Source organism: Paracoccus aminovorans (genome assembly GCF_001546115.1).
In the GTDB taxonomy this organism is placed as follows: domain Bacteria; phylum Pseudomonadota; class Alphaproteobacteria; order Rhodobacterales; family Rhodobacteraceae; genus Paracoccus; species Paracoccus aminovorans_B.
On the sequence record NZ_KQ955208.1, the window covers coordinates 1,073,132 to 1,089,820 of the forward strand.

The 16,689-nt window shown below is 69.4% G+C and carries 15 protein-coding genes; 3 read left to right on the plus strand and 12 right to left on the minus strand.

Going from position 1 to position 16,689, the window contains the following annotated elements; translation table 11 throughout:
- Positions 1 to 9: 9 nt before the first annotated feature.
- Genes ASV56_RS05580 through coxB form a run of 4 tightly spaced genes read right to left on the minus strand, consistent with a single transcriptional unit; the run spans position 10 to position 2,661 of the window.
- Positions 10 to 591: a cytochrome c oxidase assembly protein gene (locus ASV56_RS05580; protein ID WP_062561131.1), complete on the minus strand. Its 582-nt coding sequence runs from the start codon at positions 589 to 591 to the stop codon at positions 10 to 12.
- Positions 588 to 845, minus strand: coding sequence for a hypothetical protein (locus tag ASV56_RS05585; RefSeq protein WP_062561132.1), 258 nt, complete (start codon positions 843 to 845; stop codon positions 588 to 590). Before ASV56_RS05585 ends, ASV56_RS05580 begins: the two co-directional genes overlap by 4 nt.
- On the minus strand, positions 845 to 1,762 hold the full coding sequence (gene cyoE, locus ASV56_RS05590) for a heme o synthase (protein ID WP_017999802.1): 918 nt from the start codon (positions 1,760 to 1,762) through the stop codon (positions 845 to 847). The genes ASV56_RS05585 and cyoE overlap by 1 nt, the downstream gene beginning before the upstream one ends.
- 5 nt (positions 1,763 to 1,767) lie before the next feature.
- The gene (gene coxB / locus ASV56_RS05595) at positions 1,768 to 2,661 is read right to left on the minus strand and encodes a cytochrome c oxidase subunit II (protein WP_062561133.1); all 894 of its coding nucleotides are present in this window, start codon (positions 2,659 to 2,661) and stop codon (positions 1,768 to 1,770) included.
- A 165-nt stretch (positions 2,662 to 2,826) separates the two neighbouring features.
- Between coxB and tldD the strand changes: the two genes are divergently transcribed.
- From tldD to ASV56_RS05610, 3 genes are all read left to right on the plus strand, one after another.
- Positions 2,827 to 4,248 (plus strand): metalloprotease TldD, encoded by a 1,422-nt coding sequence (gene tldD, locus ASV56_RS05600; protein ID WP_062561134.1) that lies wholly within the window; start codon positions 2,827 to 2,829, stop codon positions 4,246 to 4,248.
- Positions 4,249 to 4,352: 104 nt separating this feature from the next.
- Positions 4,353 to 5,603, plus strand: coding sequence for a DNA-processing protein DprA (dprA, locus tag ASV56_RS05605; protein WP_437435910.1), 1,251 nt, complete (start codon positions 4,353 to 4,355; stop codon positions 5,601 to 5,603).
- A 131-nt stretch (positions 5,604 to 5,734) separates the two neighbouring features.
- The gene (locus ASV56_RS05610) at positions 5,735 to 7,900 is read left to right on the plus strand and encodes an OmpA family protein (RefSeq protein ID WP_062562246.1); all 2,166 of its coding nucleotides are present in this window, start codon (positions 5,735 to 5,737) and stop codon (positions 7,898 to 7,900) included.
- A 723-nt stretch (positions 7,901 to 8,623) separates the two neighbouring features.
- Here ASV56_RS05610 and ASV56_RS05615 read toward each other — a convergent pair.
- The 8 genes from ASV56_RS05615 to purS form a co-directional block, all read right to left on the minus strand.
- On the minus strand, positions 8,624 to 9,388 hold the full coding sequence (locus ASV56_RS05615) for a TIM barrel protein (RefSeq protein ID WP_253879880.1): 765 nt from the start codon (positions 9,386 to 9,388) through the stop codon (positions 8,624 to 8,626).
- Positions 9,389 to 9,446: 58 nt separating this feature from the next.
- Positions 9,447 to 9,671: a formate dehydrogenase subunit delta gene (locus ASV56_RS05620; protein ID WP_253879882.1), complete on the minus strand. Its 225-nt coding sequence runs from the start codon at positions 9,669 to 9,671 to the stop codon at positions 9,447 to 9,449.
- Between the two features lie 3 nt (positions 9,672 to 9,674).
- Positions 9,675 to 10,475 (minus strand): formate dehydrogenase accessory sulfurtransferase FdhD, encoded by an 801-nt coding sequence (gene fdhD / locus ASV56_RS05625; RefSeq protein WP_062561137.1) that lies wholly within the window; start codon positions 10,473 to 10,475, stop codon positions 9,675 to 9,677.
- A 1-nt stretch (position 10,476) separates the two neighbouring features.
- Positions 10,477 to 13,356: a formate dehydrogenase subunit alpha gene (gene fdhF / locus ASV56_RS05630; RefSeq protein ID WP_062561138.1), complete on the minus strand. Its 2,880-nt coding sequence runs from the start codon at positions 13,354 to 13,356 to the stop codon at positions 10,477 to 10,479.
- Positions 13,353 to 14,894, minus strand: a complete 1,542-nt coding sequence (locus ASV56_RS05635) for a formate dehydrogenase beta subunit (RefSeq protein ID WP_062561139.1) — start codon at positions 14,892 to 14,894, stop codon at positions 13,353 to 13,355. Before ASV56_RS05635 ends, fdhF begins: the two co-directional genes overlap by 4 nt.
- Positions 14,891 to 15,382, minus strand: coding sequence for a formate dehydrogenase subunit gamma (locus tag ASV56_RS05640; RefSeq protein ID WP_062561140.1), 492 nt, complete (start codon positions 15,380 to 15,382; stop codon positions 14,891 to 14,893). Before ASV56_RS05640 ends, ASV56_RS05635 begins: the two co-directional genes overlap by 4 nt.
- A 92-nt stretch (positions 15,383 to 15,474) precedes the next feature.
- Positions 15,475 to 16,362, minus strand: a complete 888-nt coding sequence (locus ASV56_RS05645; RefSeq protein WP_062561141.1) for a LysR family transcriptional regulator — start codon at positions 16,360 to 16,362, stop codon at positions 15,475 to 15,477.
- 75 nt (positions 16,363 to 16,437) lie between these two features.
- Complete coding sequence (gene purS / locus ASV56_RS05650; RefSeq protein ID WP_062562247.1) at positions 16,438 to 16,689, minus strand: phosphoribosylformylglycinamidine synthase subunit PurS; 252 nt, start codon at positions 16,687 to 16,689, stop codon at positions 16,438 to 16,440.

The window sequence follows — 16,689 nt, forward strand, 5'->3', positions numbered from 1 at the left end:
TCTTGTTGCTCAGTTTACGGTCGGTCGGTTTCCGGCGTCCAGCGCCGCCTGCTGGGGCGCCGGCGGCTCGGTCCGGTGGAAGGTATAGGACAGGGTGATGTCGCGGATGCGCCCGGCGTCGCGGTCGGTGACGATCTCGGGATCGACATAGAAGCTGACCGGCATCTCGACCCGCTCACCGGGTTGCAGGGTCTGCTCGGTAAAGCAGAAGCACTCGATCTTGTTGAAGAAATAGCCGGCGGCATCGGGGGCGACGTTATAGCTCGCCGTGCCGGTGATCGGCTGGTCGGTGGTGTTGACCGCCTCGTAGAAGGCGATGGCGTTCTCGCCGATGCGCAGCTCCATTTCGCGCTGCAGCGGGCGGAAGGTCCAGCCCATGTCCGGATCGACGTTGGAATCGAAGCGCACGCGGACCTTTTCATCCAGCACGGTGTCCGAGGTCGCGGTCGCGACATTGGTGGTGCCGGCAAAGCCGGTGACGCGGCAGAACCAGGAATAGAACGGCACCGCCGCCCAGCTGAGCGCGCCCATGACCAGGACCACGGAAACCAGCTTCAGCACGGTGCGCCCGTTCGAGCGTTGCTCGGTCATGGCTCTGCCCCCTGCTCGGCGCCGGGCGTGCCGGGCGCCGCGACCGGGGCCGGATTGGCCGCCGGCGGGTTCGGGTCCTTCGGCAACATCGAGGCCTGCGGCCGGTGGTCATAGCCCTGCATCATGTCGCCCTGGGTGATCTTGACCACCGAGAGGCCGAAGACCAGCGCCACGAAGGCCGCCAACACCACCGCGAGGCCGATGTTGCGCGAGCGCCGGCGCTTGTGCAGCTCATGTTCGACATGCAGCGCCATCACCATCCTCCGATCCCGTGCTGAACCAGCAGCGCCAGGAAATGCAGGAACAGGTAATAGAGCGACAGCCGGAAATAGCGCTTCTCGACGCGGTAGCCGTCGGCTTGGGCCTGTTCCTCGTCCCGGCGCAGGATCTGCCAGCCGCCGGCGATGAAGAGCCCGTTCAGCACCGCCGAGACCGCGAGATACAGCGGCCCGCCGACCGAGGTGAAGCCCAGCCAGAGCGCGAAGGGCGCCAGCACCAGCGTATAGATGAAGATGTGCCGGCGCGTGACCTTGCGGCCATGCGTCACGGTCAGCATCGGCACGCCGGCCTTGGAATAGTCGTCCTTCATGAACAGCGCCAGCGCCCAGAAATGCGGCGGCGTCCAGAAGAAGATCAGTGCGAACATCAAGAGCGATTCGATGCCGATGCCGCCGGTGGCGCAGGCCCAGCCGATCATCGGCGGGAAGGCCCCGGCCGCGCCGCCGATGACGATGTTCTGCGGCGTCGAGCGCTTCAGCCAAATCGTGTAGACCACGGCATAGAAGAAGATGGTGAAGGCCAGGAAGCCCGCCGCGAACCAGTTCGCCGCCAGGCCCAGCATCATCACCGACAGGCCGGACAGCGCGATGCCCAGACCCAGCGCCTCGCCCGAGGCGACGCGCCCCGAGGGCACCGGCCGGCCGGCCGTTCGCTTCATCACCGCGTCGATATCGGCGTCGTACCACATGTTCAGCGCGCCCGAGGCCCCGCCGCCCAGCGCGATGAACAGCACCGCGCAGAAGGCCACGAAGGGGTTCACCGGCAGCGGCGCGATCCACAGGCCGACGAAGGCGGTGAACACCACCAGCGACATGACCCGCGGCTTCAGCAGCGCGACGTAATCGCCGAAGCCCGCCTCGGCGGGCCCCTCATATGCGTTGATGTCGGTCACGGCCCTTACTCGGCCGAGGCCAGCTTGACCGGGCTGGCGGGCAGGTAATCCGAGGCGTCGGCGGCGAACTCCTCCTTCGCGCCGGCCAGCCAGGCGTCGTATTTCTCTTGGCTGACGGCCTTGACCACGATGGGCATATAGGCGTGGTTGATGCCGCAAAGCTCCGAGCACTGGCCGAAATAGACGCCTTCCTTGTCGACCTCGAACCACAGCTGCGCGATACGGCCCGGCACGGCGTCCTGTTTCACGGCAAAGGCCGGCACGGTCCAGCTGTGGATCACGTCGGTCGCGGTGACCTGCACCAGCACCTTCTTGCCGACCGGCACCACGACCGGGTTGTCGGTGGCGAGCAGGTATTCGTCCTCGCTGTAGCCGGCGTCGGCCAGGGCGTCCTTCTCCAGCAGCAGCGCGTCGAAGGCGATGGCGTCGTTCGGATATTCATAGGACCAGTACCACTGGTGACCGATGGCCTTGATGACCAGGTCCGGGTCGTTCGGCATTTCCTGGCTGCGGAACAGCGCCGGCAGCGAGAAGGCGCCGATGGAAACCAGGATCAGCACCGGTACCAGCGTCCAGACCACCTCGACCGGAGTGTTGTGGGTAAAGCGCGCCGGGACGGGGTTCACGCGGCGGTTGAAGCGGACGATGCAGATCAGCAGCAGCAGGCAGACGAAGATCGTCACCGCCGTGATGATGTAGAGCACGAAATGATCCAGCCACTGCTGGTCATGCGCCAGCGGGCTCGACGCGGGCTGGAAGCCCATGCCGCCATTGTGCGGCTTGCCGATCACGGGCAGGTCGCCCAGCACGTCCTGCGCCAGCGCCGGCACGGCCGTCAGCCCAGCAAAACCAAGACCCGTAGCCGCCATTACCCCGCGGCGCATCGTCGCAATTGCCATCTTCCCATCCCGTTGCCTATCATGCCGCCGGCAGGGCCCTGTCTCCTCGGGCTGCCGGCATTCGGTCCTGAACCAGAACCATATCTTACCCCTACGGGCAAGCCATAGCTATCGACTTACGACCAAAAAACCCCTAGTCGAGGCTTCCAGGTCAGGAGCGATGACATGCCGGACGCAGCCTTTTCCCCGTTTCAAACCCATCTCGACCAGGATCGCGCGCTGCGTGTCCTGCAATCGGCGCTTGCAGGGGCGGATGATGGCGAGCTGTATCTGGAACGCTCCCGCTCGGAGGCGCTGGTCTTCGACGACGGCCGGCTGCGCACGGCAAGCTATGACGCCGAGCAGGGCTTCGGCCTGCGCGCAGTGCGCGGCGACGTGACCGGCTATGCCCATTCCACCGAGATCGGCGAAACAGCCTTGCGCAAGGCGGCGGAAACCGTGCGGCTGGCCGTCGGCGACGGCGGCGGCACGCTGGCCCTGCCGCCCGTGGCCGAGATCCGCCCGCTTTACGCCGCGATCGACCCGGCGGAATCGGTGCCCTTCGGCGCCCGCGTCGCGCTCTTGCGCGAGATCGACGCCTTCGCCCGCGACCTCGACCCGCGGGTGGTGCAGGTCTCGGCCAGCATCTCGACCTCGGTGCAGGAGGTGGCGATCCTGCGCCCCGAAGGCGGGCTTTCGACCGACATCCGGCCGATGGCGCGCATCAACGTCTCGGTCATCGTGGAATCGAACAGCCGCCGCGAATCGGGCAATGCCGGCGGCGGCGGCCGCGTGGCGCTGGACGGGCTGATCGCGCCCGAGCACTGGCAGGCCCAGGTGCGCGAGGCGCTGCGCATCGCCCTGGTCAACCTGCGCTCGGTCCCCGCCCCTGCCGGCGTCATGGACGTGGTGCTGGGCCCGGGCTGGCCGGGGATCCTGCTGCACGAGGCGGTGGGCCATGGGCTGGAAGGCGACTTCAACCGCAAGGGCCATTCCGCCTTTGCCGGGCTGCTGGGCAGCCGCGTGGCCGCGCCCGGCGTCACCGTGGTCGATGACGGCACCATCCCCGACCGGCGCGGCTCGATCTCGGTCGATGATGAGGGCACGGCGCCGGCCCGCAACGTGCTGATCGAGGACGGCGTGCTGACCGGCTATATGCAGGACCGCCAGAACGCCCGGCTGATGGGGGTCGCGCCGACCGGCAACGGCCGCCGGCAAAGCTATGCCCATGCGCCGATGCCGCGCATGACCAATACCTTCATGCTGGCGGGGTCCGAGGATCCGGCCGCAATCCTCGCCGGGCTGGAAGACGGCATCTATGCCGTGGGTTTCGGCGGCGGCCAGGTCGATATCACGAACGGCAAGTTCGTGTTCTCCTGCACCGAGGCCTATCGCGTGAAGAACGGCCAGGTCGGCGACCCGATCCGCGGCGCGACGCTGATCGGCGACGGCGCCACCGCGCTGCAACAGATCCGCGCCATCGGCAACGACCTGTCGCTGGACCCGGGAATCGGCAACTGCGGCAAGCAGGGACAATGGGTTCCGGTCGGCGTCGGCCTGCCCACCCTGCGCATCGGCGGGCTGACCATCGGCGGCTCGGCGGCCTGATTTCCGGCAAATTCAAGGGGTTGGCGGAATCTTTTCGCGGCTAACGCATTCTTAACCATTGCCATGGCATGACTCGTCCTGCGGATGAGGCAAAGGCAATGATGATGGCAAGACCGCTTCCTTTCGAACCCCACCACACCTCGCTCACACCGATGGGGGACGGGATCGCCTGCCTGCGACTCATCCGCTCGCGCCGGGTCGGACCGGCGACATTCCACCGGTTGCTTGCCGAACATGGCAGCGCCGAGGCGGCGCTGGCCGCCCTGCCCGCGATCGCCCGCGCCGCCGGGATCGAGGATTACGCCCCCTGCCCGCTGGCCGTGGTCCATGCCGAGCTCGAGGCCGGTCGCCGCGCCGGTGCCCGGCTGCTGACCTGGGACGACCCCGCCTATCCGGCCCTGCTGCGCGAGGTGGCCGAGGCGCCGGCGGCGCTGTGGCTGCGCGGCGATCTTGCGGTGCTGGACCGGCTGCCGGTGGCGGTGATCGGGGCGCGCAACGCCTCGTCGCTGGGGCTGCGCATGGCGCGCGGCATGGCGCTGGGCCTGTCGCAGACCGGCGCTGCGGTGGTCGCGGGCCTGGCGCGCGGCATCGACACCGTCGCGCATGAGGCATCTCTGCATGGCGGCACCATCGCCGTGATGGCCGGCGGCATCGACATGATCTATCCGGCAGAGAACGCCGCCCTGGCCGAATCGATCTGCGACACCGGCCTGTTGATGACCGAGCAGCCCCCAGGGGTCGAGCCGGTGGCGCGGCACTTCCCGGCCCGCAACCGCATCATCTCGGGCCTGTCGCGCGCCGTGGTGGTGGTCGAGGCGGCGCATCGCTCGGGCAGCCTGATCACCGCGCGTTGCGCGCTGGACCAGGGGCGCGAGGTGATGGCGGTTCCCGGCCATCCGATGGATGCCCGCGCCAGCGGCTGCAACAGCCTGATCCGCGACGGCGCGACGCTGGTGCGCAATTCGGCCGATGTGCTGGCGGCCCTGCAATCGAACGGCACCCCGGTCGAGACGGCCGCGCCCGCCCGGCTGCCGCAACCGGCGCCCCCGGTGGCCGAGCCCGCCCGTCCCGGCATGGCCCGGACCCTGCAACCCGCCGCCGTGGCCCGCCGGCTGGCCGAGATGGGCCACGGGCTGCGCCGCCGGCCCGGCCCCGAAACCCGCCAGGCGCAGGGCGGCCCGGTCAATCTCGAGGCGCGGATCCTGGCCAAGCTCGGCCCCAGCCCGACCGAGGAAAACCTGCTGATCCGCGACCTGGGCGTCCCGGCAGCGGTCATTGCCCCGGCGATCCTGGCGCTGGAACTGGCCGGGCGCGTGCAGCGCATGTCCGGCGGCCGGCTGGCCCTGCTGGGTTAGATCCCACCAGCGTCCGGACGGCGGCAATCCGCCGGCCGATGCGCACCGCCTGCGATCACGTGCTTGTGGGGGAACCTCGGCATTTCGCCGGGGTTTTTCCGATCATCACGCGACATTCGGAAGGGACCGACATGCGCCGCATCTTCAAGACCACAACCGCGCTTGTGGCTTGCCTGTCCATCATCACCCCGCAGCTTGCCCTGGCCCAGGACCAGCAAGCGCAGGACGGCCAGCAACTGATCCTGCCCAAGCAGAAGAAAAACCAGTCCGAGGAAGGCCAGGCGCAAAAGCCCGAACAACAGCAGCAAAACCAGCAGCCCCAGCAAAAGCCCCGCGCCGAGCGGCAGGCCAAGGAGCAGCCGCAGCAGCAAGAACCCGCCCAGGCCGAGCAGCAGCAGGAGCCGCGCCGGCAGGTCCAGCCCCGGCAGGAAGAGCCGCAGCCTGGAAAGCCCGCCGCAGGGCAGGACGCCCCGCAGGCCAAGCAGCAGCAGGCCGCCGAACCGGCCCGGGCGCCTGAGGAGAAGCCCGCCGTGACTCAGGCGCAGGAACCCGCTCCGAAACCGCCGGTGGTCGAGGCCGAGACGCCCCGAGCCAAGCCGGCCGATGCCGATCAGGCCGCCGGCCGCGCCGAGCAATTGCGCGAGGACGCCCAGAAGCAACCCGCGACCAAGCCCGACAGTGCCAAGTCCGTGACCACCGCCGACCCCGCCCCCGACCGCAAACCGGACGAGCCGCAACGCGACCAGCCCTCGGTCCAGGCCCGGCAACCGGCGGCCGAGTCCAAGGACATGCCTGACGCGGCGGCGTTGAAGGAACGGCTGGAAGCGCGCGACCAGGACCAGCCCGCTCCCGGCCAGCCCCAACCCGGCGAGGCCGCGCAAAAGCCCGAACCGCGCCGCCAGCAGGCCGATGGCGAGCAGCAGCGCCGGCAGGACGGTCAGCAGCAGACCGGCGAGGATCAGCCGCGCCAGGAGCAGGCCAGCGACCAGCAGCAGCGCCGGCAGGACGACCCGCAGCAGGCCGGCCAGGACACGCCCGCGGCTCCCGGTGCGGCCGAACTCGCCCGGCGCCTGCAAGAGCAGCAGCAGGATCAAGCAAGCGGCCAGCAACAGGACCAGCAGGGCCAACCCGGCCAGCCGCAACCTGGCGAGGTCCAGGCGCCCGAGGCCCGGGTGACCCCGAACGAGGTCGCCAAGCGCGCCGCCGAGAATCCGCCGCCGGTCGCCGCCGCGGCGCTCGCCGCCGCCGGGGCGCAGGAGCAGCAGCAGCAGGGTCAGGTGGACGAGGTGCAGATCACCAAGGACAACGCCCGCCGCTCGGACCAGGATTTCGAGAACGCGATCATCCAGGGCCTGAACGGCGACCAACAGCGCGAGGACCAGCGCAGCGAGGCCCGGCGCGACGATGATGACGACGACGACAACCTCAAGGACATCGGCAAGCTGCTGCTGGCCGGCGCCGCCGGCTTCGCGGTCGGCAAGATGCTGTCGAACGACCGCCAGGTGGCGCTGAACACCGGCGACCGCGTCGTCGTGACCCTGCCCGACGGCAGTCAGCAGGTGATCAAGGACGACAATGCGCTGCTCTACCAGCCCGGCTCGAACGTGCGGACCGAGACCTTCGACGACGGCTCGACCCGGACCACGGTCGTGCGCGAGGACGGCAGCCGCGTCGTCACCATCCGCGATGCGAACATGAACATCCTGCGCCGCACGCTGGTGCGCGCCGACGGCAGCGAGACCCGGCTGATCGACGATACCGCGGCGGAACCGGTGCGGATCTCGACCCTGCCGGCGCCGCCGCCGGTCGAGATCAGCCGCGGCCCGCTGGACGAGGCCGCGCTGCGCGAGGCGCTGCGCCGCGAGGCCAATGTCGACCGCCGCTTCACCCTGGGCCAGATCCGCGACATCCCCGAGGTGCGCGCGCTGGTCGCCCCGGTGAACGTGCCCGAGATCACCTTCGAGACCGGCTCCTCTGCGATCACGCCCGACCAGGCGCAGCAGCTGGCCACCTTGGGCAAGGTGATCCGCGACAGCGTCGACCAGAACCCGGCCGAGATCTACATGATCGAAGGCTATACCGACGCCGTCGGCTCGGACGCCGCCAACCTGGCGTTGTCGGACCGGCGCGCGGAATCGGTGGCGCTGGCGCTGACGGAATATTTCCAGGTGCCGCCCGAGAACATGGTGGTCCAGGGCTATGGCGAGCAGTTCCTGCTGGTGCCCAGCGAAGGCGCCGAGCGCGACAACCGCCGCGTGGCCGTGCGCCGGATCACCGATCTGATGGAGCAGAACTGAGGCTTACGGTCAAAACAGGGCTGAACAGGCGCGGGAAACCGCGCCTGTTTTCTTTGGGTTGCCAAGGCCATGGGTCGACGGCCTCGGTGAACAGCGCAGGACGCAACCGCCCCGTCTTTCGGCCGGGGCTGCTGTGGCGTTGGGCGCAGGCTAGTCGATCAGGTCCAGCCGGCGCTCGATTCACTCGACCCGCTGGGCGAGTCAGGCAGGCTGTCGTCATAGCGCCCCAGCATGGCCGCGCTATGGGCGTTGTGCTCCCGCGTCATAGCCGCGAGATCGTCCAGCCGGGTGCGCGTGAGTTGGGCAGGTTGTCGGGCATCACAGCGCCCCACCAGCCGCCGCACCAGCAGAGTCTGGTGCCAGATGCCGGCCCTCGGCTTCGAGCTTCATGCGCTCGGCGTCCAGCGCTGAGCTTGCGGGACAGTTTCTCCATGGCCTCGACGAGAGCCGAGGCCGGGCGGGCTGCTGGCGAGTTGTCGCAGCCGGCCTTTCAGCTTGGACGGCACGCGCCGCGGTCTCCGGCGTCGGGCCAGGCTCATCTGCGGGCCTCAGGTCAGCTTGGAGCCAAGGCTTGCATTGGACCCCGATCCCGCAGATGTGCGCCGCTGGCGAAACCGGGGGTTGGGAAGGCGTGCCTCACCGCGGCGCAGGACAGGTCCGCGTTTTCACGCCCGCAAATATCCGGGGACCGGCGCGGCGGCCGATCACGCCGCGCCCGGGGTCCTATCCCTCGGCCAGGGCCGCGCGCAGCGAGTACAGATGCGCCGCCGGTGGCTGCGTCGGGCGATACTCCAGCCCGACCGCCGGGCAGCCGGCATCGCGGAACCGGCGCAGGATCTCGGGCGCCGGCTCGGCGCGGGCGGGGACCGAGGCGGCCTGGACATGGCCGATCAGCGGCCTGTGGCGCAGCAGCGCCTTGGCCGCAGCGGGGGCGCCAAGCTCGGTCGCGACGTGGAACCAGTCGAACATCACCCGCAGGCGCGGGCCGATCGCCTCGGCCAGCTCCAGTGCGTCGGCGAGCCGCGACAGGTGATAGCCCGGCATCGCCTGCGGGCAGAGCGGCTCGATCAGGATCAGCCGGTCGGTGGCGTCGATGGCCCGGCGCAGGTTGGCGCGATAGGTCGCGGCATCGGTCGCGCCCTTGCCCGCCAGCACATGGATCGCCGGCGCGCCGACGCATGCGGCGGCGGCATGGGCGGCGGCGAGATCGGCCATGAAGCCGGCCTCTTGCCCCGGCAGCGCGGCGCGGCCGGCCGTCTCGCCCATATGCGCGTTGATCCCGCCCATGCGCAACCCCAGGCGGGCCAGCAGCGCGGCGACGGCGGGCGCGTCCTCGCGCTGCAATTCGTCGTGGAACTCGACCCCGTCGAAGCCGGCGGCGGCGGCGGCCTCGATGCGCTGCGCGAAGGGCAGGTCGGTGAACAGAAAGCCGGTATTGGCGAAGAGCGCCATGCCCCCGCCGCTCCGGTCAGGCACGTCTGCGGACATGTCGCGCTCCTCGGGAAACCTGCCGCGGGCTTACAGGCGCCGCAGCGGGCCGGCAAGGTCAGGCCGCGGCGCTCACGCGGACGAAGGCCGCGGCCTCGCGCACGATGGGATCGGCCTCGGCGCCCTGGTTGATCAGCGCCACGAAGTCCTGGCGCAGCTGCGGCGACCAGTTGTCGTTGATATGGGCGGCGACCGCCTCGGCCGGCGGCCGGCCAGGCTGGCTGCGGAAGAAATCCGCCATCTGCTTGGCCATGTGGATCAGCTTCATCGTGTCGTAGTGCAAGGCTCAGGCTCCGGCAATGCGGTCGGGGTGGGTGTAAAGGTCGAAGCTCGCGCCGCGGGCGCGGGCGATCAGGGTGATGCCGGCGCTTGCGGCCCAGTCCAGTGCCAGCCCGGTCGGGGCCGAGGCGCCGATCAGCACCGGGGCGCCCAGCCGCGCGGCCTTTTGCACCAGATCCACCGACAGGCGCGAGGACATGACGATGGCGCCCTGCCCGGCGTCGGTTCCGGCCCGCGCCAGCGCGCCGGCCAGCTTGTCCAGCGCATTGTGCCGGCCGACGTCCTCGCGCACCAGGGCGGTGCGGCCGTTCCAGAAGGCGGCGCCATGGATCGCCGGCGTGTCGCGGCGCAGGACCTGCCCCGCATCCAGCGCCGCCATGGCGCGGGCCACGTCCTGCGGCGGCATGCGCCAGGCCGAGGCGACCGGCACCATCTTCGGCAGCGCCGCGGCAATGCTGTCGACGCCGCACAGCCCGCAGCCGACCGGCCCGACCATGCTGCGCCGGCGCTCGGCCAGACCCGCCGCCAGGCCGGGGCGCAGCCACAGCCGCGCCTCGCGGGCGGGGAAGCCGCCGGCCTCGACCTCGGCCTCTTCGAAATCCTGCACATCGGCGGGGCTGGCGATCAGCCCCTCGGTCAGCGCGAAGCCCACGGCAAAATCGCGCAGGTCGCGCGGCGTCGCCATCAGCACCGCCTGGCTCATGCCGTCGATGACCAGGGCCACCGGCACCTCTTGCGGCGCGGGCGGCGGGGCGGCGTGGCGCCAGCCCGTGCCGTCCCAGCGCATGACGCCCGTCACGTCGCGCATGTCACTCGGCTGCGGTGGGCAGGATGCGGCGCGACAGTTCGGAATGGGCCTGATACTCCTCTTGCCAATCCGACGGGCCGTTCGAGGGGCTGACCTGCACCGCCGTCACCTTGAACTCGGGGCAGTTGGTGGCCCAGTCGGAATTGTCCGTCGTGACCACGTTCGCCTGGGTCGTCGGGTGGTGGAAGGTGGTATAGACCACCCCCGGCGCCACGCGATCGGTGATATGCGCGCGCAGCGTCGTGTCGCCCGAGCGCGAGGCTACCCGCACCCAGTCGCCCTCGCGCACGCCCCGGTTCTCGGCGTCCGAGGGATGGATCTCCAGGATATCCTCGGGGTGCCAGGCGACGTTGTCGGTGCGCCGGGTCTGGGCGCCGACGTTGTATTGCGACAGGATCCGCCCGGTGGTCAGCAGCAGCGGGAAGCGGGCGCCGGTGCGTTCCTCGGTCGCGACATATTCGGTGTGGATGAACTTGCCCTTGCCGCGCACGAAGCCGTCGATATGCATGACCGGCGTGCCCAGCGGCGCGGCCTCGTTGCAGGGCCATTGCACCGAGCCCTCGCGTTCCAGCAGCTCGAACGAGACGCCGGCGAAGCTGGGCGTGGTCAGGGCGATTTCCGCCATGATCTCGCGCGGGTGGGTATAGGTCCAGTTGCCGCCCATCCGGTTCGCCAGCATCTGGGTGATTTCCCAGTCCTCATAGCCGTTCTTCGGCGTCATCGCCCGGTTCACCAGGTTGATGCGGCGTTCCGCATTGGTGAAGGTGCCGTCCTTTTCCAGGAAGGACGAGCCCGGCAGGAAGACATGGGCATAGTTCGAGGTCTCGTTCAGGAACAGGTCGTGGACGATGACGATGTCCATCGCGGACAGCGCGCTGGTGACATGGCGGGTGTCGGGGTCCGACTGCACAATGTCCTCGCCCTGGCAGTAGAGACCACGGAAGCGGCCGGCCAGCGCCTCGTCGAACATGTTCGGGATGCGCAGGCCCGGTTCCGGCGACAGCTCGACGCCCCAGGCGCGTTCATAGATCGCCCTGGTCTCGGGGTCCGAGACATGGCGGTAGCCCGGGTATTCGTTCGGGAACGAGCCCATGTCGCAGGAGCCCTGCACGTTGTTCTGGCCGCGCAGCGGGTTCACGCCGGTGCCGGGCTTGCCGATATTGCCGCACATCATCGCCAGGTTGGCGATGGCCATGACCGTGGTCGAGCCCTGCGAATGCTCGGTCACGCCCAGGCCGTAATAGATGCTGGCGCGCGGCGCCCTGGCATAGGCGCGGGCGGCCTGGCGGATCAGCTCGGCCGGAACCTTGCTGAGCTTCTCGACCTCTTCCGGGGCGTGCTTGGGGTCCAGCACGAATTCGGCATAGTCCAGGAATTCGTCCCAGTCGCAGCGCTCGCGGATGAAGGCCTCGTCATAAAGCCGCTCGGCCACGATCACATGCGCCAGCGCGGTGACCACGGCGACGTTGGTGCCCGGGCGCAGCGGCAGGTGCAGCCCCTGGCCCATATGCGGGGTCTTCAGCAGGTCGATCTCGCGCGGGTCGATGACGATCAGCGAGGCGCCCTCGCGCAGCCGCTTGCGCATGCGCGAGCCAAAGACCGGATGCGCGTCGGTCGGGTTGCAGCCGATGACCAGCGCCAGGTCGGTTTCATCGACCGAATCGAAGTCATGCGTGCCGGCCGAGGTGCCGAAGGCGGTCTTCAGCCCATAGCCGGTCGGCGAATGGCAGACCCGGGCGCAGGTGTCGGTGTTGTTGTTGCGGAAGACGGCGCGCGCCAGCTTCTGCACCAGATAGGTTTCCTCGTTGGTGCAGCGCGACGAGGTGATGACGCCGATGGAATTGACGCCGTGATCGGCCTGCGCCGCGCGCAGCCGGCCGGTCGCGAAATCCAGCGCCTCGTCCCAGCTCACCACCCGCCAGGGATCGGTGATCTTCTCGCGGATCATCGGCTCCAGCTTGCGTTCCTTATGCGTGGCATAGCCCCAGGCAAAGCGGCCCTTGACGCAGCTGTGGCCGTGGTTCGCCTTGCCCTCCTTGGAGGGCACCATGCGCACCACCTCCTCGCCGCGCATATGCACGTCGAAGGAACAGCCGACGCCGCAATAGGCGCAGGTGGTCTTGACGACATGCTCGGGCGTGCCGATCTCGATCACCTTGTTCTCGATCAGCGTCGCGGTCGGGCAGACCTGCACGCAGGCGCCGCAGCTGACGCAATCCGACGACAGGAAGCTGTCCGAGGCCATCCCGGCCGAGACGCGGCTGTCGAAGCCGCGGCTTTCGATGGTCAGCGCGAAGGTGCCCTGCACTTCCTCGCAGGCGCGGACGCAGCGGTTGCAGACGATGCATTTCGCCGGGTCGAAGGTGAAATAGGGGTTCGACTGGTCCTTGGGCCGCCATTCCGGGTTCGGCCCCTCGGCGTCGCGCCTGGCGAAATGGTTCTGCCCCGGCTCATAGCGCACCTCGCGCAGCCCGACGGCGCCGGCCATGTCCTGCAATTCGCAGTCGCCGTTGGCGGCGCAGGTCAGGCAGTCGAGCGGGTGGTCGGAGATGTAGAGCTCCATCACCCCCTTGCGGATCTGCGCGATCTCGTCGGTCTGGGTATGGACGACCATGCCTTCGCCCACCGGCGTCGTGCAGGAGGCGGGCGTGCCGCGCATGCCGTCGATCTGCACCACGCAGAGCCGGCACGAGCCGAAGGCGGTCAGGTGGTCGGTGGCGCAGAGCTTCGGCACCGAGATCCCCGCCACGGCGGCGGCGCGCATGACGCTGGTGCCGGCGGGAACGCTGACGGGAATGCCGTCGACGGTCAGGTTGACGATGACATCCGACTTGACCGCCGGCGTGCCCATGTCGCGGTCGGGAATGATGAAGTCTTTCATTCTGCGGCCTCCCGGTAGGTGTTGGCGGGTCGGGGTGCGCCCCGTCCGCTGAAATCGTCAGGGAAATGGGTCAGGGCCGACATCACCGGGAAGGGCGCAAAGCCCCCCAGCGCGCAGAGCGAGCCCCATTTCATCGTGTTGCACAGGTCCTTCAGGATCGGAATGCCGTCCTGGTCGCCCTGGGCGATGCGGTCGATGGTTTCGACGCCGCGGATCGAACCGATGCGGCAGGGCGTGCACTTGCCGCAGCTTTCGACGGCGCAGAACTCCATGGCGAAGCGCGCCAGCTTGAGCATGTCGGCGGTATCGTCAAAGACGCTGATGCCGGCATGGCCCAGCAGCGCATCCTTGGCGCCCAGTTCCTCATAGCCGAAGGGCACGTCGAAATTCCAGTGCGGCACATAGGCGCCCAGCGGCCCGCCGACCTGCGCCGCCTTGACCGGCCGGCCCGAGGCGGTGCCGCCGCCGATCTCGTTGATGATATGGCCCAGCGTCATGCCGAAGGCGGCCTCGAACAGCCCGCCGTATTTCACGTTGCCGGCGATCTGGATCGGGATCGTGCCCTTGGACCGCCCGATGCCCAGCTTGGCGTATTCCGCGCCGCCATGCGCCAGGATCCACGGCACCGAGGCCAGCGAGATGACGTTGTTGACCACCGTCGGCCGGCCCAGGAAACCCTCCAGCGCCGGGATCGGCGGCTTGGCCCGCACCACGCCGCGCTTGCCTTCCAGGCTGTTCAGCAGGCTGGTCTCCTCGCCGCAGACATAGGCGCCGGCACCGGTGCGCACTTCCATGTCATAGACGTGGCCCGACCCCAGCACCGACTGGCCCAGGATGCCGGCCTGGCGGGCCTTGCCGATCGCGGCCTCCATGTTGCGGATCGCGTCGGGATATTCGCTGCGGATATAGACATAGCCCTGGACGGCGCCGACGGCGATGCCGGCGATGGCCATGCCCTCGATCAGCACCAGCGGATCGCCCTCCATCAGCATGCGGTCGGCGAAACTGCCCGAGTCGCCCTCGTCCGCGTTGCAGACGATGTATTTGCGCGGCGCCTGCGCGCCGGCCACGGTCTTCCACTTGATGCCGGTCGGGAAACCGGCGCCGCCGCGGCCGCGCAGACCGGATTCGGTCACGTCGGCGACAATGGCCTCGGGCCCGATCTCGACGGCGCGGCGCAGGCCCTCCAGCCCGCCATGCGCCTGATATTCCTCGACCGAGAACGGATCGATGACGCCGACGCGGGCAAAGACCAGTCGCTGCTGCGCCTTCATCCAGGGCAGTTCCTCGACCGGCCCCAGGGCCAGCGGATGCGCGGCGCCGCTGCGCAGCGCCTCGACCAGCCCGGGCACGTCGCCCGCCTCGACCGGGCCATAGCCGTAGCGCACGCCGTCGCGCTCGACCTCGACCAGCGGCTCCAGCCAGATCATGCCCCGGGTGCCGTTGCGGGTGACGGTGAAATCCGCGGCCAGCGCGGCGGCCACCTCATCGGCGCCCAAGGCCTTGGCGGCCGCGTCCAAAGGAACCCAGATCCTCATGCGCCCGCTCCCATTCCCGCTTCGGCAACCAGTCGCTGCACCTTCTCGACCGTGGCCCGGCCCAGCAGCCGCTCGCCCATCTGCGCCGAGGGCCCGCAGGCGCAAAGCCCCAGGCAGAACACCGGCTCCAGCGTCAGCCGGCCGTCCGGCGTGGTCTGGTGAAAGTCGATGCCCAGTGCGGCGCGCACCCGGTCGGCCAACTCGTCCGCGCCCATGGACTGGCAGGCCTCGGCCCGGCACAGCCGCAGCACATGCCGCCCCGAGGGATGATCGCGGAAATCGTGGTAGAAGCTGACGACGCCATAGACCTCGGCCCGGGTCATGCCCAGCGCCCCGGCGATCACCGGCTGCGCCTCTTCGGGCACATAGCCCCATTCCGCCTGGATATCGTGCAGAATGGGCAGCAGGGGCCCCTCGCGGCCGGCATGGGCGGCGATGATGGCGTCAAGGCGCAAAAGGAAGTCAGCGTCACTGGCTGGCGAGGTCATGGCTAGGTCGATCCGGGCTCATACATTTAGCCCAGATTAGGCGTCCACGATAGGCATAACAATCGTGATGTGCCGTTTATTGATTGAAAACTTCAATCGACAGGCAGGATATCCGCCCCGCCCTGCTGGCGCCCGACCAGCCGCAGCAAGGCTTCGACCAAGGGCGGATGCGGTTCGCGCCGGGCAACGACCAGCCCGACCATATGGCCCTGGCCGTCAAGGTCGCGCGCCACCACCCCCTCGGGCAGCGGCAGGCCGCGCGCCAGCGCCCGCGGCAGGATCGCCGCCCAGTCGCCGGTCGCGACATGCGCGAGAATCGCCAGCATCGAGGTCGATTCGACCCGCGGCATGGCATCCGCCCCCGCCTCCAGCAGGTGCCGGGTGACGATGCGACGGTTCTGCATGTCCGGGGTCAGCAGGCACAAGGGCCGGGTCGCGGCCTCGGACCATTCGGCGGGGCCGGCGGCGGTGCTGCGGTCGATCAGGCAATAGGTCTCGCGATACAGGGGTAGGCTCTGCACCCGGCCCAGCGGCTCGCTGTCCAGATAGGTCACGCCCGCGTCCAGCTCCAGCGACTCGATCTGGTCGCGGATCTCGTCCGAGCTGCGCGACAGGATCGAGACCCCGGCGCTGGGATGGCGCTTCAGGAACGGCCCGGTCAACTCGGCGATGCGCGGCATGGCGGTCGGGATCACCCCGATGCGCAGCCGCCCAGAGACGCCCTTGCGGCTGGCCTGCATCTCGGCCTGCATGGCACGGGCATCGCCGACGATGCGCCGCGCCCAGCCCAGCACCCGCTCGCCCTCGGGCGTCAGCCCCTGGAAACGCGAGCCGCGCCGCACCAGCTGCACGCCCAGCTGCTCTTCCAGCGCCCGCATGGCCGAGGACAGCGTCGGCTGGGTGATGCCCAGCGATTCGGCGGCGCGGCCGAAATGCTTCTCGCGCGCCAGCGCCATGAACATGGAAAGCTTGTCGATCACCGAACCGCCCTCCTGTTCTCTTTTGTGGAAAAATATCCCGGGGGTCCGGGGGCAGCGCCCCCGGCGCCGAAGGGATCAGACGATCTCGACCGCGTATTTCTCGATCACGGTATTGGCGAGCAGCCCCTCGCACATGCGCGCGACCTCGGCGCGGGCAGCCTCGGCATCGCCCCCCGAAAGTTCCGGGGCCAGGTCGAGCTCGATCACCTTGCCCTGCCGCACGCCCGAGACGCCGGCAAAGCCCAGGCCGCCCAGCGCGTGCCGGATCGCCTCGCCCTGCGGGTCCAGAACGCCGTCCTTCAGCATGATGGTCACACGGGCTTTCAG